We start from the raw sequence: 23541 nt of genomic DNA, 5'->3' as shown, positions 1-23541 counted from the left end.
TTATCCAGATTTGCCACACTAATATCAATGGGTTATTCTTAATAACACCATCATAACATGGCTTTTTTTGAATCCTTGTCAGCCAGCTGACAAGGATTTAACAGACTCACCCAAATAAAAAGCTAAAGTTGCAACTTAAACGGCTTGTCGCCACTTACAAGTTGATTGCAATGGAAGTTTCTTGTCGTGGTGAAAATTCAAAATTCTAGCGCCCAAAAAACCTGTCAAGTGTTTTTTTATTTTTTTTGGGGGTGTCAGCAGTTACAAAATAACTAAGATAGCGAAAGTCGACATAGATTCTCTTTGCTATTGTTTGCGCCAGTAACTCTCAAACACTTGCAAGTGCTCTTTATAGTAATTTGGAAAATCTGCTTTTTCCGATTCTGTGTATGTTGGATAATTAAAACATGTTTGACGATATGTATTTTCACCGAAATCTGAAAACATATTGTGCATTGTTTTTTTGTTGTTATCGTAACTTATTGCTGTATCAAGCATTTGTTTTGCATATAAAGCCTCGTCACCCTTGGAGGTTTTCTTTACTATTTCATGATTGTACTGCTCGATTTTATATATAAAATCTTTATATTGCGAACGCCATAAACTATATGCGAGGTCATTTTGCTTTTTATATTCAGGAAACTCTATATTGCATAATTCGTTAATTATTTTTACAGAATCAATTGCACCATAAACAGTGTAAAAATCCAATAATGGCTTACCAGTGGCACTTCTGATATCAGCAAAGCCGAACGAAGGCAAGATCATAAATATAAGCAGACAAATAAACTTGCTCCACGTTGGTTTCACTGGCATGATATTTTCTCCATTTCATATTGCTTATCTTGCTGTTTTCTGTAAACACTGTTCAAGTACCACAGGAGTCACAAATACATCTAAAGGAAAGTTAGCAGCTTTTTGAAACTGTAGCTACAGAAAAATACTGGCACTTTCTGAATCCAGATATATCTAAGTAGCAATAGTCTTATTGCGGAACCGAGAATTGTATACGAATAAGATTAATAAAATATTCAAACCGGTTAGTGATACGATATGTGGCTCTGATATCGCAACCGATACTGGAGCACTGAAATTATTCATGACTACTTCCACATATACTTTTGGATCGAAATAGTAATTTAATTCGAGACCAAATTTCTGCCCAGCGGTAACATGTATTTCTACACTACCAATAGTAGAGAAAGTTCTGTAGCAGGCCGAGCCCGCATTAATTGCTGTTTGTAGGCCACAAGCCCATTCTTTTTATAAATCACTTACAAAAGTATAAGCCTGAATTTCTCCATAAAGTCTCCCATCAACTGATTCATCAGATAATGCAAATGAATGATCAGAGATATCACCGATCAGTAAATCAAATGTGACCAGACCGTTATCTTTTGCAACTGTTGTGAGATATAAATTGCCATGGATAAAGCTTGATGTTGGATTCCCAATTTGCAAAGCTATGGATTCGTTTGAGAAACCGGTAATATCTACGTATTGCTCGTTATATGAAATATTCCAGTTACTTTCCTTATATGGCCCAACAAAACCAGTAATAACCGCAGCATTTAGTTGGCCTGCAAACAATAGAGTAAAAATCGAAAATAATTTTTTCATAAAATTTATTAATCACAACCATGATTCTTACTAGTAAGATTTTAATGTAATTTACGAACCATGATCATCCTGGCATTTGCCCCATCCAAAAATAATAAATCACACGACAGCAAAGACAATCCGCTGTCACGATTTTGTCACGTCATGAATTTCAAATGATGCAAGTGAATCCGGTGAATCTGATTTTTTTGCGGAAAGAAAGTTGGCAAGGCGCCGACCCGAAACCCAAAAGTCCGGCGATCAGTGGCATCAGTGGTAAGTCCAAGAAAAGTATGGCTCCCCGACCAGGGCTCGAACCTGGGACCTGCGGATTAACAGTCCGTCGCTCTACCAACTGAGCTATCGGGGATTTGGTGAAGAGGTGAATCTTAACGGTTTGAACGATTTCGGTCAATACGGATCGCCGTTTAATTTAAGAAGTTCGAAAAAGCAAGTCCTGATAAAAAATTAAGTGGTCAGTATTTCTCACTAGAGTTTGCTTATTAGCGCCATGAAAATGCAAGAGGAGAATGTGATAGTGATCTTTGACACTTCGCAGTTTTCATACAAACTTTGCTCAAGTAAACCAATACGCTTCTTTCTAAAATTCTCTTTTTACGCCGTCAGCAATCAATGTAACTTATCAGTATTACTGCGTATTGACAATTATTTGGGTGAAGTGTAAACAGAATTGGCTGTTTCAATGATTCACAGTCATTTTTTTCATTTTTGTTGAACAAATGCTAAGGAGAGATATATGAATACGCAATTTTGGGTTACAGTGGCATTGGTTGTTCTCTTTACCACTTCTGGCCAATTGGTCGCTGGCGAAAAAGAAGAAAAAGAATTGCAGGTCCCCAAGGCAGTGCTTGATGCATTTGAAAAGGCGTATCCAAATGCACAAGAGGTGGAATTCGAAGAAGAAACGATTGATGGCAAAATCTTTTATGAAATCGAATACAAGGAAAACGGAAAAGAATTTGAGATTTTATATGATGTCAATGGCGTAATTGTTCAGAAGGAAGAAACAATAGATGTCAAGAACCTGCCTGACCAGATTGTTCAAGCTATTAACACAGCATACCCCAAAGCAACCATTGAAGAAGCAGAGAAACTAATGAAAGCAGATGGAACGGTTATTGGTTATGAAGTTGAAATTAAAGCTGAAGGCAAAGAATACGAACTCGAATTGGACGCATCAGGGAAAATTCTGAAAACTGAAGAGGATTGAGTCAGTCATGATCAGTATTCTTTGTCATGTTTTTTTATGATAACTGGAAAGTGACAATTGCTATAACCTGCTGACAAGATAGCCGATCATCAAGAAGTTTTATATGGAAATAGCTCAGGCCCGACCTGACAAGTACTTTCAATATACCGGGATTGTCGGGTCGGATCTGAGCTACTACAGTTAGTAAAACTAAACACCATCCACAAGCAATATATTGCCTATGGTTGTGATTGCCTCATCGTTGTTAGCGATATCCACTGCGAGCCATTTACGTGTCATATCGCCATTTTCGAGTTGTGACAGATGTTGTTCAAGCTCGGTATCGTTTGCTAGTCTGTTCAGTGTCTGTTGATAAATTGTCTGAATATAATCCGTATCTGACAGGGTTTTTAAATTCGCATTATTCTGAAACCAGTCCAGTATAATTTCGGGCCTGACACTATTAGCTATTGCTTCGCGACCCATTTGCCATTCGTCAATGGTGGCATCGCGATCAAAGAAAGTCTGGAATAAACGTCCCAGGATACCTTCAACCGGGTCATGCGCCAGCAAGACATTTTCTCCGCTGTCGAATGCGATCATTTCAGCATTTTTAAGGCTCAGCATGGCACCGTCCTCCAGGCGCGTGATTTCAATTGTGTCGCCTATCTGTTCCAGGTGAACATCATCACGATGGCCTGTCATTCGCAGCACATCATGCCCATCACCGCCATCGACATTTAATGCCAGCCCCATCGGTAGATAGCCTTGATTGTTAGCGCTTCCCCCAATCAGATCGCGTACAACGTCCAGTTGAACAATATCTGGATTATTATCCAAACCTGCAAGTAATTCGTCGATTGTTTTGTCTTTGAGATCAATAGCCTCAGGCAAATTCTGAAACGCCCTGGCGATACCATTGAGATCAGTGTCACGCCAGTTTTGTACAGCATGACCTTCGATGGTTGTTAAATCCCTTCCTAACCAGGTTTTGACCAGATGATGAGCAGCAACTTCCACAACAGAATGGGCGATCGCCAGACTTGGGCCGGTTTCAAATTGAACCAGTTCGGTATCGCTCAGCGTATCCGTTTCACCGTTTTGATGTATGAGTGTTACCTGGTTACTGCTGACTGTGATCTGATAATCCGATAGTTCGCCAGACTGAATGGCGGTATCGAATCCGAGTCCGCCATTCAGTTTGTCGTTGCCGCTACCACCCGTGAGGATATCATTTCCGGCACCGCCGTAAACGATATCATTTCCGGCGTCTCCGGCTGTCTGGTCGTCACCACCCAGGCTTCCGATAGTATCGTTACCCCCGCCGCCAAATAGTATGTCGTCATCCGGCCCCAGTACGATGAACTGATCCAGATTGTCGCCAACGACGACATTTTCTCCGTCACCACCCATGACGCGCGCTGCCCCGATAATGGCCGCAAACGCTACATTATTAAGTTGCATAATGGTTCCCGGTGGCATATTGGCAGCGTTGATGATTAAAGCCTGCATACCATCATCCGGCAGGTTGGAACCATTGATAATCACGGGCAAACCCGCGTTTTGGTTACTGTCAGCTGAAAATGAAATGGTATGTACAGAAACTTTATCGATTTGCGTCAATGAAGCAATAAAATTCCGCCCGTGAACAATCATTTCCGATACCAGGTTAGTATCGTTGACAGTTTCTTGCTCAATACGATTGACCAAGTCGTTGATGGCACTCTGTGTGTCCATCGGTTCAGACTGACCGTTGACTGATACTCCTATTCCGGCAGGCAGACCTACGGCCAGAACAGGATCACCAGAAAGACTGGTCAGAATTGAAATGTCCGCATGTGTTTCATTTTCAGAATCCGGATCGTCGATACGTGCATTATCAACGATCGGAACAGTCAGCGTAGTCGATCCGTCTGCTTCAGCTTTGGCAGCTATGGTGACGCCATCAGATGTTTTTGTGCTCGGCTCTGATTTACCTGGCGTGGTTGTCGTGCCGCCACCGCCGGATGATGGCGTCACTGCCGGAACAGTTGTGCCATTGCCTGTCGCGTTAGCCAAAATGCCATTGCCTGTCGCGTCAACGATATTGATTGCACCATCAGCGCCGGCTGCCCAGTCTTCCGCAGCGGCCAGATTGTATACAATGCCACCGGTTGATGAAGTGCCGTTTTTATTGATGATCTGGTTGACAGCAGCTTTGTCGTTTGCACTTAGGATCAGTGCAAACTCAGTGCCTGAAGTAATGTCTACATTGGCCGTATCGGTCAGCGTATATGTTTCACCGTCTTCGCCCGTAATGGTAAATTTATTGGCGATAACATCATTTGCAGCACCGCTGGCGCTTTTAAAACCAGTTCCTGTCACAATCAGCGCACCTGTACTGGCATTATATGTAGCTGAGGTGATGGCAGGGACAGGAACATTACTGACAGCGATGCCATTGCCGGATTGATCTGATGTATCGCCGGCTGTAACACCTCTATTCCAATCATCTGCTGCCGCAAGATTGTAGGTGGTACTATCAACAGATTCAGTGCCGCTCTTGTTGACAATTCGATTGATCGCTGCCTTGTCCGCAGCACTGAGTATGACAGTAAATTGCGTGGCGGAATCCAGCTCAACATCCGGCGAGTCAGTCAAGGTATAGGTAGAGCCACCTTCCCCAGTAAAAGTTAATGCAGAAGCGTCAATATCAGCTCCACCACCATTGGTCTGGATATTGGCGCCTGTAACAACCAGCGTGCCAGTGTCGGCATTATAACCTGCAGATATTATTCTTGGATTTGCAACGACGGACACTGTAGAACTCACCGCCAGCGCAGCCGTATCGTCACCACCGTTTGCCGTACCGCCGCTGTCGGTCAGGCTGGTGATGGTCACCACCCGGTTGCTGGTATTTGGAGTATTGCTGTTGTTCTGGTAGCTGATGCCGTCGATCAGAATCTGCGCAGCTGCAGCTGACAGCGTTCCACCCGTAAGACTTACGGTAGCGATAGTGCCGGCCACAGACACGCTATAGTTCAGACTGTTGGCGGCGGTAATGCCCGATGCCCCGTCCGTTAACTCAATCGCCGTACCGTCTGTATTGAGTATTTCATCAGAACCGTCATTGACATTGTTTACCGTGAGCGTTAAAGCTGACAGCGTTTGCCCGCTTTCGACTGTAGAAGCTGACGCGCCGCTGAACAGGTTGGCTGCAGCGCCACCTTCGGTAAAAATTGGATTGGAACCTGTAGCAGTTAATGTGGGTTCGTCATTAACCCCGGAAATTGTAACAGTAGAAGCAACCGCCAGCGCAGCCGTATCGTCACCACCGTTTGCCGTACCGCCGCTGTCGGTCAGGCTGGTGATGGTCACCACCCGGTTGCTGGTATTTGGAGTATTGCTGTTGTTCTGGTAGCTGATGCCGTCGATCAGAGTCTGCGCAGCTGCAGCTGACAGCGTTCCACCCGTAAGACTCACGGTAGTGGTAGTGCCGACCACAGACACGCTGTAGTTCAGGCCGTTGGTGGCGGTAATGCCCGATGCCCCGTCCGTGAGCTCAATCGCCGTGCCGTCTGTATTGAGTATTTCATCAGAACCGTTATTCACATTGGTTACCGTGAGCGTTAATGCTGACAGCGTTTGCCCGCTTTCGACTGTAGAAACTGACGCGCCGCTGAACAGACTGGTTGCAGCGCCGCCTTCGGTAAAGGTCGGGTTGCTGCCGTTGGCGGTCAATGTCGGTTCGTCGTTGTTCTGGACCACAGTCACCGTGGACGCGACAGCCAGCGATCCCGTGTTGTCGCCGCCGTTGGCGGTGCCACCGCTGTCCTGAATACTGGTCAGCGTCACCACCCGGTTGCTGGTGCTCGGGCTGTTGCTGTTGTTCTGGTAGCTCATGTTGTCGATCAGCGTTTGAGCCGACGCAACCGACAGATTACCGCCGGTCATGGTAACCGTGGCCGTCGTGCCAATGACCATTACGCTGTAGTTCAGACTGTTTCCGGCGGTGCTGCCGTTGGTACCGTGGGTCAGCACAATCGTGGTACCGTCAACATTGATACGCTCGTTGCTGCCATTGGTAACGTTGGTGATGGTGAAGCTTAATCCGGTGATGTTCTGACCGGATTCCACGGTGTCGATGCTGGTGCCGCTGAACAGGCTCGCCGCAGCGCCGCTTTCTGTAAAGGTAGGATTACTTGCGTTAGCTGTCAGTGTGGGCTCGTCATTGACATCGACAATTGTAACGGTGCTCGCAACGGCAATTGAGGCGGTGTCATCGCCACCGTTGGCCGTTCCGCCGCTATCCTGGATGCTGGTCAGCGTCACCACGCGGTTGCTGGTGCTCGGCGCGTTGCTGTTGTTCTGGTACGACATATTGTCGATCAGCGTTTGGGTCGTTGCCGTGGACATGGTGCCGCCGGTGAGTGCAACTGTTGCCGTGGTACCCACTACCGTGACGCTGTAGCTGAGACTGTTTCCGGCAGTGCTGCCGCTGGTGCCGTGGGTAAGAATAATAGCGGTACCGTCGATGTTGATGACTTCACTGATGCCGTTGGCCACGTTGCTGACGGTGAACGTGAAACCCTTGATGGTCTGGCCGGCCTCAACGGTGCTGATGCTGGTACCGCTGAACAGGCTTCCCGCGGCGCCACCCTCGGTAAAGGTCGGATTGCTGCCGTTGGCGGTCAATGTCGGCTCGTCGTTGTTCTGGACCACGGTCACCGTGGACGCGACAGCCAGCGATCCCGTGTTGTCGCCGCCGTTGGCGGTGCCGCCGCTGTCCTGAATGCTGGTCAGCGTCACCACGCGGTTGCTGGTACTCGGACTGTTGCTGTTGTTCTGGTAGCTCATGTTGTCGATCAGCGTTTGCGTTGCCGCAACCGACAGATTGCCGCCGGTCATGGTAACCGTGGCCGTCGTGCCAATGACCATTACGCTGTAGTTCAGACTGTTACCGGCGGTGCTGCCGTTGGTACCGTGGGTCAGCACAATCGTGGTACCGTCAACATTGATACGCTCGTTGCTGCCATTGGTAACGTTGGTGATGGTGAAGCTTAATCCGGTGATGTTCTGACCGGATTCCACGGTGTCGATGCTGGTGCCGCTGAACAGGCTCGCCGCAGCGCCGCTTTCTGTAAAGGTCGGATTACTCGCATTGGCCGTCAGTGTGGGTTCGTCATTGACACCGACAACTGTAACGGTGCTCGCAACGGCGACTGAGGCGGTGTCATCGCCACCGTTGGCCGTACCGCCGCTGTCCTGAATACTGGTCAGCGTCACCACACGGTTGCTGGTGCTCGGCGTGTTACTGTTGTTCTGGTAACTCATGTTATCGAGCATAGTTTGGGTGGCTGCAGTTGATAAGGTGCCCCCCGTCAACGAGACAGTCGCCGTCGTACCGATCACCATCACGCTGTAGTTCAAACTGTTGGTGGCAGTTGAGCCGCTGGTACCGTGGGTAAGAACAATAGCGGTACCGTCGATATTAATGATTTCACTTGAGCCATTGGTCACGTTGGTGACGGTAAAGGTAACTCCTTTAATCGTCTGGCCGGCTTCAACGGTGCTGATGCTGGCACCGCTGAACAGGCTGCCCGCAGCGCCGCCCTCGGTAAAGGTCGGATTGCTGCCGTTGGCGGTCAATGTCGGCTCGTCGTTGTTCTGGACCACGGTCACCGTGGACGCGACAGCCAGCGATCCCGTGTTGTCGCCGCCGTTGGCGGTGCCGCCGCTGTCCTGAATGCTGGTCAGCGTCACCACCCGGTTGCTGGTGCTCGGGCTGTTGCTGTTGTTCTGGTAACTCATGTTGTCGACCATGGTTTGCGCGGCAGCAGCAGACAGGCTTCCGCCGGTCAGGGAAATTGTGGCCGTGGTGCCGATTACACTCACACTGTAATTGAGACTATTGGACGCCGTTGAACCATTGGTGCCATGGGTCAGGACAATCGTGGTACCATCGACGTTGATGCGTTCATTGCTTCCGTTGGTCACATTGGTGACAGTAAAGGTGAATCCGGAAACAGTTTGTCCGGATTCAACAGTGCTGATATCGGTGCCGCTGAACAGGCTTGCCGCAGCACCGCCCTCAGTATAGGTGGGATTACTCGCGTTTGCAGTGAGGGTCGGCTCGTCATTGACCGCAGTCATTACCACGGTGCGGGTATCGGAGCCACTCGCGGCATTCTTGTCAGTGGCAGTAAACGTAACCGTCCGGTTGGATGTGCCTGGATCATCGGTAGTAGAATCATAGCGGATCGATTGCAATACTTCCTGAACATTGGCGTTGGTAGCATCGGAATCAAAAGTTACAGTCAGTTTGGTTCCGCCGGTGACGTTGCCGCCTGAGGCGCTCAGATCGCCAATATCCGTGCCGTTGGCGAAGATATTGGTGCCGCTAATGGTAATTGCGGTTCCATCCCCGTCGCTGTCGACAATACTGATCCGGTCACCGGCTTCAGCATTACCGGTAATTTGCGCAGAGAGACTGCCGCCGTTCCATTCGGCATCGCCGTCAGCGTCGCTGACTGTACCGGCACCATCGAATTGCGTAGCGGCGCTCCCTTCGGTGTATGCCAGATTAGTATCGTTGATAGAAATTACAGGGGTGGCGTTAGGACTGATCTCTGTGCCGGCCTTCAGATTATCCATAAAAATCCAATGGGTATTCGCCACAAATTTGGCTTCATCCACGGATCCCCAATTTAGCGTCCATGTTCCTGAGGAAGTGTCAGCTGCGTTGAAAGTCTGAGATTCGACTTGAACACCGTCACGAAACCCATAGAAGGTTAATGAGGCGTTAGCAGGATTTCCGGCCGTATCAATCACATAATCAATACTGGTCAATTTAAAATTCGATGAATCGCTTGTGTAGACGCGCGTGCCAGTGGTGTTTACATTATCTGTAAAAGATCCTTCATGTGGATAAATACCGGTTTCTCCACCAAATCCGTTGAACCGGAAACCATCGTAAGAAATATCATCAATAACTGTGCCATTGGCGATAACTGCGGTATCCGCCAGCCCGAGGCCTTCATAGTTCGATGTCTGGTTGCTGGAAACTGGTAATGCGAGGACGCTACCGTATGAGTCGATAAAATATTTCGCCAATGGTAATGATGCTTCGATTCCTCCTGTCGCTACCTCGAGTTGCCAGTCACCCTGCAACGCGCTCGCACCCGTCAAATCATCAGAAGCAGCGACGTCTGCCCCGGTCATACGAGTCATTGCAGTGAGCAAATCAACACCTGAGCCGGTTGCGAGATTACACCCATAAAGCAGAATGTCACCATCCGGCGACATGGCAGAACCAATTTTGGCCAAAGCCTCTGCATACTCGACGATATTATCAGATGTCAGTTCAAGATCACCCAATAACAATTTTCCTTCTGCACCATGGGAAAAAACGTGAATACTGTCAATATCAGTCCGGCCATCAAGTTTCTCAGCCAGACTCACCAATCCGTCGCCACCTTTGATCAGAACTACTTCGGTTCCCGGATCCAGCTGCCCAATCAACGTTTCATAATCGTTTATCGCCGTATCCACTACAGCAAGTGTGACTGTAGAATCAGCTGTTGAATGAAATTTCGGCAGATTGGATTGGAATGTTGACATAACGCAAAGCACCTTAATAATTTAGAGAAAACAGCGTTTAAATATAATTATTGCTGACTTGCTTTTTGATTCTAGAAATGCACATTTGCAAATCATCAGGCAAATACTAATATCATCTGTCATCTCTTGATAACTTAAAAAAAAGCGCATTTCACCGCTTTTAGTGCGTCATCATTCGATACGGCCAGTCAAAAGCATTTATTCTAGAGTGCGTCAGTGAATCGCGATAAATCCATTACCTTTCAGGCTAGTACTATCAATATGATATTGCCAGGTTCTTCGGCCAGATTTAACAGGCCAGTCCTGTATTTGATGATCTTTTACAGGTAGGAATCATGAAAAGTACCTTTTTAGGTTTTAATAAAAACATGTACTTCTATCCAAACCGGTAACCCTCACTTTTCGTAAGTCATGTGTCAGTTCAGGGCTGAATTGATACACACAAACCGCGTCGGTCCGTTACGATAAAAATTTTATCTTCGGGTTTAGAGAGTTAATCCCAGTATCCGTTAGCGGCATACACACCTCTTGTCCAAGTAGATATATGGACAATAATTTGGACAATATAAATGCAAGCTGTTAACAGATTTTTTTGGACAATATGAAACAAATATTATAGTAAAAATAAATACTTAATATTTTTTGACATCTTGCTGGACGCTATGAAACATGCAATTATTTTCCAATACAAAAACGAGAAAAAATTTCGCCGAGCAAATCGTCCGCCGTGAAACGTCCGGTAATAGATGATAAGGCATCTTGGGCAATTCTAAGCTCTTCTGCAAGCAACACCCACTCAGATTCCTGTTCGCCGTGCTCGCTCGCTTTGTCCAAATGAACCTGAGTACGCTTCAGTGCTTCGAGGTGTCGTTGTCTGGCCATAAACAACCCTTCTCCTGCCTGCCCCGTTTGCCAGCCAGCCGCATGAAGAATCTGTTCACGCAACAGGTCAATTCCCGAGCCTGTTTTCGCGGACAAATAAACATTTACAGTATTTTCGTGTGACTCAACCCGGGCGGGCAGACCAATCAGGTCTATTTTGTTGAACACGTTGATATGGAGCTTGTCGTCAGAAAATACCTGCATTGCTTTGCTTTTGACATGCGTTTCATCGCGACTGACGTCTGTGAGGCGAATGAGAATATCGGCATTTCTAATGGCAGCCTGCGTGCGCTCGATGCCCTTTTGTTCGACAATATCGGATGTTTCCCTTAAACCGGCAGTATCGATGATATGAACGGGAACACCGGACAGTGTGATAGTTTTCTGTATGCTGTCACGCGTGGTACCGGGAATTTCTGTGACGATAGCAACTTCGTCTTCGGCAAGCTGATTTAGCAGACTGGATTTACCGACGTTCGGTTCTCCAACCAGTACCGCTTTAATGCCTTCCTGTAGCAAATAACCCTGGTGTGCCGAGACCAGGATATCATTTAATTGAGTCTTGAGTTCGGCAAGCTGTTTATTGACAGCCTCATTATGCAAATCTTCAATTTCTTCTTCAGGAAAATCAAGTGTGGCTTCGATCAGCATGCGCAGATTTATTAATGATTGCACCAGTTTATCGATAGTCTCAGAGAAGCGTCCTTGCAGGGAACGAGCGGCGCAACGTGCTGCCTGACTCGTACTGGCGTCGATAATATCGGCAACACTCTCGGCCTGGACCAGATCCAGTTTCTGATTCAGATATGCGCGTAATGTGAATTCACCGGGGCGCGCCATGCGTGCACCACAATTCAGGCATTCGTTAAGCAGTAAATTCATGATGGCAGGGCCACCATGACCTTGCAATTCCAGGACATCTTCCCCGGTATATGAGTTCGGCGCGGGAAAATAGAGTGCCAGACCTTCATCAATGATTTCTCCGCGCATATCCGAAAACCGGGCAAAATGTGCATAGCGTGGTTTCGGCAGCCCACCCAGGATCGCATTTGCGATGCCTGCCAGATTTTTTCCTGAAATACGTACTATGCCAACGCCACCCTTACCGGGTGGCGTTGCAATAGCAGCAATAATATCAGGCTGATCCGGTTGCACGGGCTTGTCGCCTTGTTTATGCTGAGTGATATGAGCTGCTCAGCAACAAGCACGATCGCGCCAGCTGCAAACTGAAGCCGCTATCTTCTTCTGCCTTTTCGCCCCTTGCCCCGACGGGCACCGGCTGCAGGCTTGGGTTTGGGTTTGGCTTTTTCAGATTCAGGTTGCGGTTTTTTCGATTTAACGCTTTCATCCTCTTTTTCAATGATTTCGGCGTCTTCAATATTGCTGTCTTCCGTTGCATCGCTATTCTTGGCATGGGTCAATTGCTGGGTTTCTTCGGAAGCACCTGATTCCGAATCATCTGCAACGTCCTTGCCTTTGGATTTGCCCTTGGATTTGCTTTTTTTCTCTTCCTCCTCTTCGGACTTCTTCTCGAACATACGCGTAATCTGCCACTGTTGCAGTATTGACAATATGTTGTTGCACAGCGAGTACAAAACCAGTCCTGCCGGGAAAAAGAAGAAAAATATACTGAAAGCGACCGGCATGATCTGCATGACTTTAGCCTGAATCGGATCAGTCGGTTTCGGGCTCAACTTGGATTGAATGTACATGGATACACCCATTATCAACGGCAGGACGTAGTATGGATCCGGTACAGACATGTCGGTAATCCACAGGGCGAGTGGCGCGTAACGTAATTCGACGGCTGCCAATAAAGTCCAGAACAAAGCAATAAATACCGGAATCTGGACCAGAATCGGCAAACATCCTCCCAGTGGATTGATTTTTTCCTGCTTGTAAAATTCCATCATGGCCTGGTGCATTCGCTGCCTATCACTGGCGTATTGCTCGCGGATGCGTTGCAACTTTGGGGTGACGACACGCAATTTGGCCATTGATCGATAACCGGCTGCCGACAGCGGAAAGAATATTAGCTTGACAGTGAGTGTTAACAGGATAATGGCGATGCCCCAGTTATCAACATAGGAATGATAAAAAGACAGTAACCAGAACAACGGTTTCGCCAGCACTGTCAACCAGCCATAGTCCACAGTCAAATCGAGGCCTGGTGAAAGTTCGGCAAGCTTATCCTGCTCCTGCGGGCCGGCATAAAACGGCATGGAAACGGTTTCTGTTCGTCCTGTTTCAATCGCACCGACAGGTGCAATCACACCGGCAGTATACTGATTGTGCGCCAACCGCTTTACATAGTATTCACGAGGTTCGCCCTGCTCTGGCAGCCATGCGGTCAGAAAATAATGCTCAAGCATGGCAACCCAGCCGTTATCAGCATTGGTTGGATATTCTGCCTTGTTCTTATCCAAATCGGAGAATTTGACTTTAAGAAATTTTTCTTCTTCCGTATAGAGTGCCGGACCAGTATAAGAATGCACCAGAAAGCCCTGGCCTGCAGGTTCTTTGGCATCCCGAAGCATCTGAAAATAAGAAAATGGCAGAATTGTCTCGCCGCTATGATTGGTAATTTCAAATTTTACATCTATGACATATGAACCGCGATGAAAGGTGTATATCTTGGCTACCTGGATACCATTTTTCTCTGGCGCCAGCAGGCGGATACTAACGCTATCTTCACCGGGACTTAGCTCATAATGGTATTTATTCGAATCAACGGTATATTTTGTTTTGTGAGTTGGCAGGTCATCACCAATTAATCCCGATTGAGAAATCTGAAATCGTGCAGTCTGGTCAAGTAACAACTCGTAAGGCTTATTTTCATCTTCTCGGGATGGATGCTTCAATAATCCAAGCTTGCGAATATCACCGCCTGCCGTATCGATCTCGGCAACCACCATATCAGTTGTAACTTGTATTTTTTCGCCGATTTCAAATAAATTTGGGGTAATCGATGGTGAAACGCCATCTATACTTGTAGCAACCCCAGGGCCACTCGTTGCGGCAAGTTCATCGCCCGGTACCGGTAGCGGATCATGACGCTGATTATTGCCATCGGCCTGCGGTGTCGGTATTGCCTGCGAAGCTGGAGGTTGAATTTCTTTTTGCCAGGATTCCCACAAAAGTAACAGGGAAGTCGACAAAATGATAATGAGTATAAGTTTTCTTGTTTCCATTTTTATCTGGTCAGATTAATTATATGACGTCATTGATTTACGCATTTCTACAATACGACGTCGCTGTTTTGGTTTAATACTCGCAATAGCCTCACTTCTACAGGAGATTGTTAAGGCACAGGTTCATATCCGCCTTTGCACCAGGGATTACACCGTAAAATACGCCAGACACTCAACCGCATACCATGCAGGAAACCGTATTTTGCAAAAGCTTCACATGCATATTGAGAACAGGTCGGCGTAAAACGGCATGAAGGTGCCATCATAGGACTAATGCAGTATTGATAGAGTCTTATAAGACCGATCATGAATCGTGACATTTTAGTAATTGATGCATCAGCAATCTGATTTCAGCATTGAATTGCTTTGAAATATCTGCGGTTATCGGGAGTTGCAAGCGCATAACCCAGTCCATCTGGACAGTATTACCACAACTTTGAAACGTTCGAAACGTCTCTCTAAATACCCGCTTGATACGGTTGCGCTTGACTGCGCTGCGCTCTACTTTTTTGGAAACGATTAACCCCAGACGTGAAAACGACAAGCCATTCGGTTTTGCATAAACCTGGATGTAGTTTCCCCGAGCCCGATGCCTGTAGTTAAAGACGGCAGCAAATGCGCTTGCACAGCGTAACCGGCGGTTCCTCGACAGAAGGTGTTTTTTTACGCCAACAGGTCTGGTCTGTTTAACTTGGTTATCAGACCTATACACTCAATCTGGCACGCCCCTTGGCACGTCGCGCTCTAATTACAGCAGCACCGCCTCGCGTCTTCATGCGTACAAGAAACCCGTGTGTGCGTTTCCTCTTGGTTACAGATGGCTGAAAAGTACGTTTCATTATGAATTCTCTCTCGTATTGGTTTTAATCAATAAAACCGTATATTACAACCTGTTATACGACTCTGTGTCAACTCTTTTTGCGATACACCCATCCTGATCTGGATTCCGATTGATTATCGGACAGCATGTATCACGATTTAGACGGATCGTCTAAAACTTTGCACCTGTTCCAATCAGTTCAGCCGCTGCAATCCGATAGCTGAATGTATCCGGATTCAGACTGTCCAGTGTTTCATTTTCGATCTCTGCATGCGGAAACAAAAAGAAGGGCAATTTACCAGCTTTGCTGTTCGACAACTGGATATCCTGCATATGATTAAATGCAATCCAGTTCATTTCCCACGAACCAAAGAATTCATCCCGCAAATGTGCAATTTCTGGCGCATCACGCTCAAGATTGTCGAGTGTGGCTACCTTGCAGACATCTGCCGGGTTGACAGGCACCCAGCCAAGATTACTCAAATAAAATTCCGCGCGGCTGTGCTGGGCATGGCTGATATCGGTCTGCCGGCCGAGCCTGTCATTCACCTCGGAATTCATCATGCGGATACCGTACTGAACACGTGCAGGTATGCCAACTGACCGGGCCAATCCGACAAACAGCGAGTGTATGTCAACACACTTGCCGCTAAGCCGACTGTTCTCCAGCATGAATTTGACATCACCCGTACCACGACCGGGTGTCGTCACGTCATGCTGGAAATGGTCAATCAGCCAGTCATAAATCGCACGCGCTTTATCGAGCGTGGCGTTATTCTCGTCGTAGATAATGGAGTGCGCCACGTCCCTGACAATACCGTCAACAGGTATCAACCGTGTTGGTTGGAGGAAAATGCGTACATTGTCTGGTATTGCAGCATTGCTTGCTGCATGATAGTGCTCAATATCAACAGCGTGATGAGATGTTTTAATAATACACTGAACAGACGCCTTGCGCTCTCCTTCGCCGCGCCACTCAGCCATAAAGACAGGAAATTTTTCATTGCCCAAGGTTGTAAACTGGGCCTGTGACGCGTTGCCTGACCAGTTATTACCCTGAGTGTATTGATAACCGGGCTCAAGAGAATTGGGCAACGGCAGCCATAACCGTGCATTTTTACCGTTTGCAGGTAAATTCACCTCATAGGTCAGGCGAAAACTGTTCCATTTTTCATAATCCAGCACCCGTTTACCGGCAGATAACGAAAATGCCTTTAGAGGCATTAATAGTGCGCCCGAGCCCACAATTTTGATAAAATCCCTGCGTTTCATAAATAGTCTCTGTAAGGTTGTTTGAGTTTGAATAATTGCCTGCTGGCGAATTTTATCGTATCGTTCACTTTAGTCAATGCAGTGCATTGATCACTTTTCATGTCACCAACTGATTTATTGTCCACAGTAGAAATTGAGACAACGCGCAACCCTGCTTTTACGGTCATCTGGTTGCATGGCCTTGGCGCTGACGGAAATGATTTTGTTCCGATTATCAACGAATTGACTTCATCATCACAGAAAGGAATTCGTTTTATATTCCCGCATGCACCGATGCGTCCGGTTACTGTCAATAATGGCTATGTCATGCGTGCATGGTACGATATTTACGGTGCCGGTGCCAAAATGGATTCCAGGGAAGATGAAACCGGTATCAGAGATGCGCAGAGAGCCATTGATGCATTGATTAATCATGAGATCCAGCGTGGTACTGCTGCACACAATATTGTCCTCGCCGGTTTTTCACAGGGCGGGGCTATTGCGCTACAAACAGGTCTGCGCCAAAAAAACAGACTGGCAGGCATAATAGCATTGTCATGCTATCTGCCGCTGGCGAATTATCTCGCCGTCGAAGCGCACGCCAATAATACAGCGATTCCTATTCTGATGGCACATGGCGCATACGATCCGATTGTACCGATATCACTGGCTACCGCTTCAAGAGATTACCTGCTTCAGGCCAACTATACAGTCGAGTGGCATGAATATCCAATGGAACATACTGTTTGCATGCAGGAAATCAATGATATCGATAGCTGGCTTCAGCGTGTTTTAACATAGCTGGCACTGAATAGAAAGGATGATAAAAACATGAAACTGGCAACCTGGAACGTCAATTCACTGAAAGTCAGATTGCCGCAGGTTCTGGATTGGCTGCAAAAACATCAGCCGGATGTACTTTGCTTGCAAGAAACCAAGCTGATCGATGAAAATTTTCCGCTGGAAGAGATAGCAGATGCAGGCTATCAATCTGTTTATACCGGACAGAAAACCTTTAACGGCGTTGCTATTCTCAGCAAACAAAAAAGCGATACCGTGTTAACGGCCATACCCGGATTTGATGACGAACAGAAGCGGGTAATAGCTGCGACGGTTGATGGGCTCCGCGTAATATGCGTCTATGTACCCAATGGCGAAGCAGTAGGATCGGAAAAATACGATTATAAGCTCAAATGGCTGCCGGCGCTGACCGAATGGATGCGCAATGAACTCAGCATTCATACAAAATTGGCCGTATTGGGCGATTACAATATCGCGCCGGATGACCGCGACGTTCACGACCCCCAGGCCTGGGCCGGGAAGGTACTATGTAGCCAGCAGGAACGCGATGCTTTTGGCCAATTGTTAAGTCTGGGCCTTAAGGACAGCTTTCGGTTATTTGATCAACCTGAAAAATGCTACAGCTGGTGGGATTACCGTATGATGGCTTTCCGTCGCAACAAAGGATTGCGCATCGATCACATCTTGCTAAGCCAGACGCTGGCGCAAAGTTGTACAGCATGCTGGATAGACAAAGCAACCCGCAAACTGGAACGCCCATCCGATCATGCGCCGGTAGTGGTTGAGTTGACTGCATGTTAACTGGCAAAAAAGGTGATATTTGGAAAATATACCGCTTTATATCTTACTGATCATACTGTTTCTGTTATTGATCCTGTCGGGTTTTTTCTCGCTATCAGAAACCAGCATGATGGCAATCAACCGTTATCGGCTGAAGCATCTGGCGAAACAAGGCCATCGTGCTGCACGTTTGACCAGCCGGCTGCTCGACAAGACTGACCGCCTGCTTGGCGTAATATTGCTGGGCAACAACCTGCTCAATACTGCTTCGGCCACACTTGTTGCGGTCATCATCGCAATGCTTTTCGGGCAGGATGAACTGGCGTTACTAATGGGCACCATATGCGTCACATTCGCCATTTTGATTTTCAGCGAAATCACACCCAAAGTCATAGCTGCCGCCTATCCCGAGCGCATCGCATTATTTGCAAGTTATATTCTGACGCCGCTGCTGAAAATCTTTTATCCGGTGGTCTGGTTTATCAACCTTTTCGTCAGCGGGTTGCTAATACTGATGCGCTTGAAACCGAAACAATCGGCAGCGACTCAGACAATCAGCACAGAAGAGTTGAAAACGCTGGTTCTGGAAGGCGGGCATTTTATTCAAAAAAAGCATCAGAGCATGCTGTTGAATTTGTTTGATCTGGAGACTGTTACTGTAGATGATGTCATTGTGCCGCGCAGCCAGGTCGAAGCGATCGATCTGATGGCTGACGATGAAGCTATTCAAGCGCAACTGTTAACCTGCCATCATACCCGCTTGCCGGTTTATCGCGACCGTGTCGATAATATTGTGGGCATCATACACATGCGCAAGGTTTTGAATCTGATGAAAAGCGGCCCTATTACAGCTGCATCGCTGGAGCAGATCATGCAGCAACCGTATTTTATTCCTTCCGGCACCCCCTTGTTTTCACAACTGCAGCTTTTTCAGGAAAGCCGGAAACGAATCGGTTTGATTGTCGACGAATATGGAGAGTGGCTCGGTTTAGTCACAATCGAGGATATTCTAGAGGAAATAATCGGTGAATTTACCACGCACGCCCCGACCCGCACTCACACCTACCAGAAGCAGGAAGACGGCAGTATTATTGTCGAGGGCAGCATGCTGCTACGAGATTTGAATCGTAAATTAAGCATGCAGCTTCCGCTCAGCGGCCCAAAAACACTGAATGGACTGATTTTGGAATATTTGCAGGACATTCCGGAAAGCGGTACCGGGCTGAATATCGCCGGTTATCCGATGGAAATTATTCAGGTCAAAAATCAGGCCGTCAAAACGGTAAGAATTCATCCTGTATCCGTTCAAACCGAGCAATGAAAACGCGTGTGTTAACGCGTGCATTGATCTCTGAAAACGACAAGCGAATGATAAAGATTTAATTTTAACTTCAACTAATTTTTGTCATATCTTCAGGTAATTTATAGTATAAAATTGTCGGAATTTTATGTATTCCCATCAGGCTTTTTATACACAATGCAGGATCCCAAATTCTCCCTAGCCACCCGAGTTTACTATCAGGATACCGATGCCGGCGGTGTTGTATATCACGCAACACATCTCCATTTTCTGGAACGCGCACGCTACGAATGGTTGCGGCAATTGGGCTACAGTGTGCATGAACTGCTTAATGCATATCAGTTGCAGTTCATGATACGCTCCCTTGAGATCGAATATTTCAAGCCGGCATTACTGGACGATTTATTGCATGTTACCGTCGATGTAGTCGACCTGGGCCGAAGCCGTATTACCCTGGCGCAGGAAATTTTATGCAACCAGAACCGGTTGGTGAACGCAACGATTCATGCCGTGTGTGTGAGTACAGAAAGCTTTAAACCCGTCAGTATCCCTGCCCCCTTAAGAAAAAAAATCGAGATATCAAAATGAACCCTACAGTTACTCAGGATTTATCACTTTTCCATTTGATCAGCAGCGCCAGTGTTTTTGTGCAACTGGTCATGCTGATGTTGTTGCTGGCTTCGCTTCTGTCGTGGTGGTATATCTTCAGAAAAATGTTTGTATTACGCGAAGCTGTCAAACAAAGCGATGATTTTGAGGATAGTTTCTGGAGAGGCGCGGATTTGAATGTTTTATATCAGCGCGCTGTCGGTTCACGCTATGCGCCAAGCAGTATGGAACGGATCTTCGTTGCAGGCTTTGGTGAATTCAGCAAACACAAACCGGGCGCAAATATCGATATGATGATGGACAGTATTCGCCGCGCCATGCAAGCGACATATCAGCGTGAAATGGACAGGCTCGAATCGCACCTGTCCTTTTTGGCCACGGTCGGCTCGGTCAGTCCTTATATCGGGCTGCTGGGAACAGTCTGGGGTATCATGAACTCGTTTCGCAGTTTGTCCAATATTACTCAGGCGACAATTGCCCATGTTGCTCCCGGAATTGCGGAAGCCCTGATTGCCACGGCGATGGGCCTGTTTGCAGCAATACCTGCCGTGATTGCCTATAACCGCTATGTCAGCGATATTGAAAAACTGGCAACCCGGTTTGAAAGCTTCATGGAAGAATTGTCCAACGTACTGCAGCGCAGAGCGCCAACCAACCTGGAGTAAACGAGACGATGGCCCGCCGTACCAAACGCCAACTCAAAAACGAAATTAATGTCGTTCCCTATATTGATGTCATGCTGGTGCTGTTGATTATCTTTATGATTACCGCACCAATGATCAATCCGGGTCAGATTGAATTACCCGAAATCGGAAAATCGTCTGCAGCTCCATCCGCACCGTTGGAAGTCATTGTCAAAGCGGACAGCAGTCTTGCGTTGCGCGATCGTGCTGAAACCGATCTAGAGCGATTTGTAACTCATCAGCAATTGATTGACGCAATCAAGCGCAAGCAGTCTCAGAATACTGAGCAGCCTGTCGTAATTGCAGCCGATAAAAGTGTACGTTACGAGGAAGTTATCAAAGTCATGGATATTCTGCAACGACATCAGGTGCAAAGAATCGGCTTGCTGGCACAACCCAAATAATCAGATTTGAAACGACGCTGCCAGCATTAAGAAACTGAACATGACCATGGCGTACAGACAGCACCTCACCTCCTCCGAAGAGCCTCGGCCAATACTGGCCGGCGCATTGGCCTTACTGGTGCATATTGTTTTTATTGCCATTTTAATTTTTGGCTTTAACTGGAAAGACGAACCACCTGCAAGCATGATCGTCGATATCTGGCAGGATTTGCCCCGACCGGCCCCGCAACCAGTGGAAAAAAAGGCCGCACCACCCGTTCAGCCTGAACAGCAGCCCAAACCGGCACCTGAAGTCAAGCCCGAGCCGAGACCAAAATCTTCTGAGCCTAAACCAGAGCAGCCCAGGCCTGCACCCGCTCAGGCATCTCCGCCGCCACCCAAAAAACCGGAAATCGCGATTAAGGATAAAACAGAGCCTCCAAAAGCTGTTCAGAAAGCCCCCACACCTGATCTGGAGGCGCAAAAGAAAAAAGCTCAGGAACAGGAAGCCAAAGAAAAAGCAGAAGCGGAGCGTTTACAACGCGAAAAGATGGAGCAGGAGCAGCGTGAGCGCGAAGCCCGGAAAAAACTTGAGATAGAGGCGCAAAAGCAACGCGAGCAGGAAGAGCAGAGAAAGCGCGAAATTGAAGCACAGAAGCAGCACGAACAAGAAGAACAAAGAAAACGGGAACTGGAAGCGCAGCAAAAACGCGAACAGGAGGAAAAAGCGAGACGAGAAGCACAGCAGGCAGCTGCCCGTGCGCAAGTGGCCAGTGAAATCAGCAAGTACAAAGCGATGATTCTGGCCAAAATCAAAAGCAGAATCGTCATGCCTCCCGATTTACCCGGCAATCCGGTCACCGAATTTAATGTGACGTTATTACCCGGCGGCGATATTCTTGACGTCAGATTACGCAAGAGCAGCGGTTACCCCGAATTTGACAGCGCGGTGGAGCGCGCCATTCTGATGTCAAGGCCGTTGCCGCTGCCTCCTGATCCCGCATTGTTTAATGAATTCCGGAATCTGCAAGTGACCGTGCATTATTTGGAATGATTGCTATAATCCACAATATTTCTTGAATTTCTGGCACATTATGTCTATGTCAACACATACACGCATTGTATTTTACGGTTTTTGGCTTTTCTCTTTCTTTCTGTTCTGCGCGCCGCTTCAGGCCCGATTGAATATCGAGATTTTTGGCGGCGGAACAGAACGCATTCCGATTGCTATCGTCCCTTTTGCCGACGAAAGCAGGTTGCCGCATCGCATTACTGATGTCGTGTCCGCCGATCTTCAACGCAGCGGCCTGTTCCGGTTGATTGATCCAACCGGTCTGACGCCTTATGCGCCTGCGGAGGTCGTATACGGCGACTGGGTGAATCGCGGGGCCGGCGCTCTGGTTATCGGACGCACGATACTGATGCCAGGCGGTCAGGTGGAAGTGCAGTTTCGTTTGCTTGATGTCGCGCGGCAGGCGCAGTTGACCGGCCTTGCAACCATAGTTCCTGTCACACAATTGCGTGCAGCGGCACATCACATCGCCGATATCATTTACGAAGCGCTGACAGGCGAGGCCGGTGTGTTCAGCACCCGAATCGCTTATGTCTTGAAGCAGGGAAATAAATATGCGCTGCAGGTTGCCGACTCGGATGGTTATAACGCCCATTCAATCATCGAATATCATGAGCCGATCATTTCGCCAACCTGGTCCCCTGACGGCAGCAGAATTGCTTATGTCTCGTTTGAAAATAAAAAGCCGGTAGTTTATGTGCAGACGCTGGCAACACGGGAACGTAAGGCAGTCGCCAATTTTGCCGGCAGTAACAGTGCGCCTGCGTGGTCTCCCGATGGCAAAAAACTGGCTGTCGTATTGTCATTGCATGGCGGCTCGCAAATTTATCTTATCAATGCCGATGGCAGCGGATTACAACGGCTGACCCGAAGTTCAGGTATCGACACGGAGCCCAGTTTCTCGCCGGACGGACGTCATATTATTTTCACATCTGATCGTGGCGGCAGTCCGCAGATATACAGGATACCCGTTTCAGCAACTGAATCGACATCGGCCGAGCGGTTGACATTCGAAGGAGGTTACAACGTCAGTCCGGATTTCAGTTACGACGGCAAAAGCTTCGCATTTATTCATCGTCATAATGGCCGGTTTAATGTTGCAGTTCAGGATCTTGCCTCACGCCAGGTACAGATTCTGACCAGCTCCCAGTTTGACGAATCCCCGAGTTTTGCCCCCAATGGCAGGATGATTTTGTACGCCACGGAAATCGGAGGACATGGTATATTATCAGCTGTTTCTAGAGATGGTCAGACGAGGCAGCACTTGTCTGTACAGACGGGCGATATTCGTGAACCGGCATGGGGACCGTTGCTAAAACAAAAATAATTATGAGTGATTTTGTTTGTTATAAAAGGAGCGG

18 protein-coding genes and 1 tRNA gene are annotated in these 23541 nt (G+C 47.6%); 9 read left to right on the top strand and 10 right to left on the bottom strand.

From position 1 onward, the window contains the following. Nucleotides 1-306: 306 nt before the first annotated feature. From BMY62_RS06370 to BMY62_RS06360, 3 genes are all read right to left on the bottom strand, one after another. Complete coding sequence (locus tag BMY62_RS06370; RefSeq protein ID WP_090657803.1) at nt 307-816, bottom strand: hypothetical protein; 510 nt, start codon at nt 814-816, stop codon at nt 307-309. A 447-nt stretch (nt 817-1263) separates the two neighbouring features. Next, complete coding sequence (locus BMY62_RS06365) at nt 1264-1620, bottom strand: hypothetical protein (protein WP_090657801.1); 357 nt, start codon at nt 1618-1620, stop codon at nt 1264-1266. A gap of 273 nt (nt 1621-1893) precedes the next feature. Further along, nucleotides 1894-1969 (bottom strand) — tRNA-Asn (locus BMY62_RS06360). A gap of 387 nt (nt 1970-2356) precedes the next feature. Between BMY62_RS06360 and BMY62_RS06355 the strand changes: the two genes are divergently transcribed. Further along, complete coding sequence (locus BMY62_RS06355; protein WP_090657799.1) at nt 2357-2830, top strand: PepSY domain-containing protein; 474 nt, start codon at nt 2357-2359, stop codon at nt 2828-2830. A gap of 189 nt (nt 2831-3019) precedes the next feature. Here BMY62_RS06355 and BMY62_RS06350 read toward each other — a convergent pair whose 3' ends face one another. The 7 genes from BMY62_RS06350 to BMY62_RS06320 all read right to left on the bottom strand — a co-directional run bounded on the left by BMY62_RS06350 (nt 3020) and on the right by BMY62_RS06320 (nt 16573). After that, on the bottom strand, nt 3020-10408 hold the full coding sequence (locus tag BMY62_RS06350) for a DUF4347 domain-containing protein (protein WP_090657797.1): 7389 nt from the start codon (nt 10406-10408) through the stop codon (nt 3020-3022). A gap of 675 nt (nt 10409-11083) precedes the next feature. Continuing rightward, nucleotides 11084-12445, bottom strand: coding sequence for a tRNA uridine-5-carboxymethylaminomethyl(34) synthesis GTPase MnmE (gene mnmE / locus BMY62_RS06345; RefSeq protein WP_090657794.1), 1362 nt, complete (start codon nt 12443-12445; stop codon nt 11084-11086). Between the two features lie 80 nt (nt 12446-12525). Beyond that, complete coding sequence (gene yidC / locus BMY62_RS06340; RefSeq protein ID WP_090657792.1) at nt 12526-14481, bottom strand: membrane protein insertase YidC; 1956 nt, start codon at nt 14479-14481, stop codon at nt 12526-12528. A gap of 110 nt (nt 14482-14591) precedes the next feature. Beyond that, nucleotides 14592-14744, bottom strand: coding sequence for a membrane protein insertion efficiency factor YidD (gene yidD / locus BMY62_RS06335; protein ID WP_371264076.1), 153 nt, complete (start codon nt 14742-14744; stop codon nt 14592-14594). 41 nt (nt 14745-14785) lie between these two features. After that, entirely contained in the window at nt 14786-15193 is a 408-nt protein-coding gene (rnpA, locus tag BMY62_RS06330) for a ribonuclease P protein component (protein ID WP_090657790.1), read from the bottom strand. After that, the gene (gene rpmH / locus BMY62_RS06325; RefSeq protein WP_090657788.1) at nt 15186-15320 is read right to left on the bottom strand and encodes a 50S ribosomal protein L34; all 135 of its coding nucleotides are present in this window, start codon (nt 15318-15320) and stop codon (nt 15186-15188) included. Before rpmH ends, rnpA begins: the two co-directional genes overlap by 8 nt. 152 nt (nt 15321-15472) lie before the next feature. Further along, nucleotides 15473-16573 carry a transglutaminase-like domain-containing protein gene (locus BMY62_RS06320; RefSeq protein WP_090657786.1) on the bottom strand — a complete coding sequence of 367 codons (1101 nt, stop codon included), beginning with the start codon at nt 16571-16573 and terminating at the stop codon, nt 15473-15475. A gap of 99 nt (nt 16574-16672) precedes the next feature. On the opposite strand from BMY62_RS06320, the gene BMY62_RS06315 reads away from it, so the two are divergent. The 8 genes from BMY62_RS06315 (at nt 16673) to tolB (ending at nt 23507) form a co-directional block, all read left to right on the top strand. Then, the gene (locus BMY62_RS06315) at nt 16673-17353 is read left to right on the top strand and encodes an alpha/beta hydrolase (RefSeq protein ID WP_090657784.1); all 681 of its coding nucleotides are present in this window, start codon (nt 16673-16675) and stop codon (nt 17351-17353) included. A gap of 30 nt (nt 17354-17383) precedes the next feature. Beyond that, entirely contained in the window at nt 17384-18154 is a 771-nt protein-coding gene (gene xth, locus BMY62_RS06310; protein WP_090657782.1) for an exodeoxyribonuclease III, read from the top strand. A gap of 19 nt (nt 18155-18173) precedes the next feature. Further along, complete coding sequence (locus tag BMY62_RS06305) at nt 18174-19454, top strand: HlyC/CorC family transporter (RefSeq protein WP_090657780.1); 1281 nt, start codon at nt 18174-18176, stop codon at nt 19452-19454. A gap of 156 nt (nt 19455-19610) precedes the next feature. After that, nucleotides 19611-20021, top strand: a complete 411-nt coding sequence (ybgC, locus tag BMY62_RS06300; RefSeq protein WP_090657778.1) for a tol-pal system-associated acyl-CoA thioesterase — start codon at nt 19611-19613, stop codon at nt 20019-20021. Continuing rightward, nucleotides 20018-20707 carry a protein TolQ gene (tolQ, locus tag BMY62_RS06295; protein ID WP_090657776.1) on the top strand — a complete coding sequence of 230 codons (690 nt, stop codon included), beginning with the start codon at nt 20018-20020 and terminating at the stop codon, nt 20705-20707. Before ybgC ends, tolQ begins: the two co-directional genes overlap by 4 nt. An 8-nt stretch (nt 20708-20715) precedes the next feature. Continuing rightward, complete coding sequence (tolR, locus tag BMY62_RS06290; RefSeq protein WP_090657774.1) at nt 20716-21129, top strand: protein TolR; 414 nt, start codon at nt 20716-20718, stop codon at nt 21127-21129. Nucleotides 21130-21175: 46 nt separating this feature from the next. Then, nucleotides 21176-22162, top strand: a complete 987-nt coding sequence (tolA, locus tag BMY62_RS06285) for a cell envelope integrity protein TolA (protein WP_371264075.1) — start codon at nt 21176-21178, stop codon at nt 22160-22162. A gap of 46 nt (nt 22163-22208) precedes the next feature. Beyond that, nucleotides 22209-23507, top strand: a complete 1299-nt coding sequence (gene tolB, locus BMY62_RS06280) for a Tol-Pal system beta propeller repeat protein TolB (protein WP_090657770.1) — start codon at nt 22209-22211, stop codon at nt 23505-23507. Nucleotides 23508-23541 lie beyond the last annotated feature (34 nt).

This window comes from Nitrosomonas marina (assembly GCF_900111605.1).
In the GTDB taxonomy this organism is placed as follows: Bacteria; Pseudomonadota; Gammaproteobacteria; order Burkholderiales; family Nitrosomonadaceae; genus Nitrosomonas; species Nitrosomonas marina_A.
This window is presented reverse-complemented; position numbering and strand designations above follow the sequence as displayed.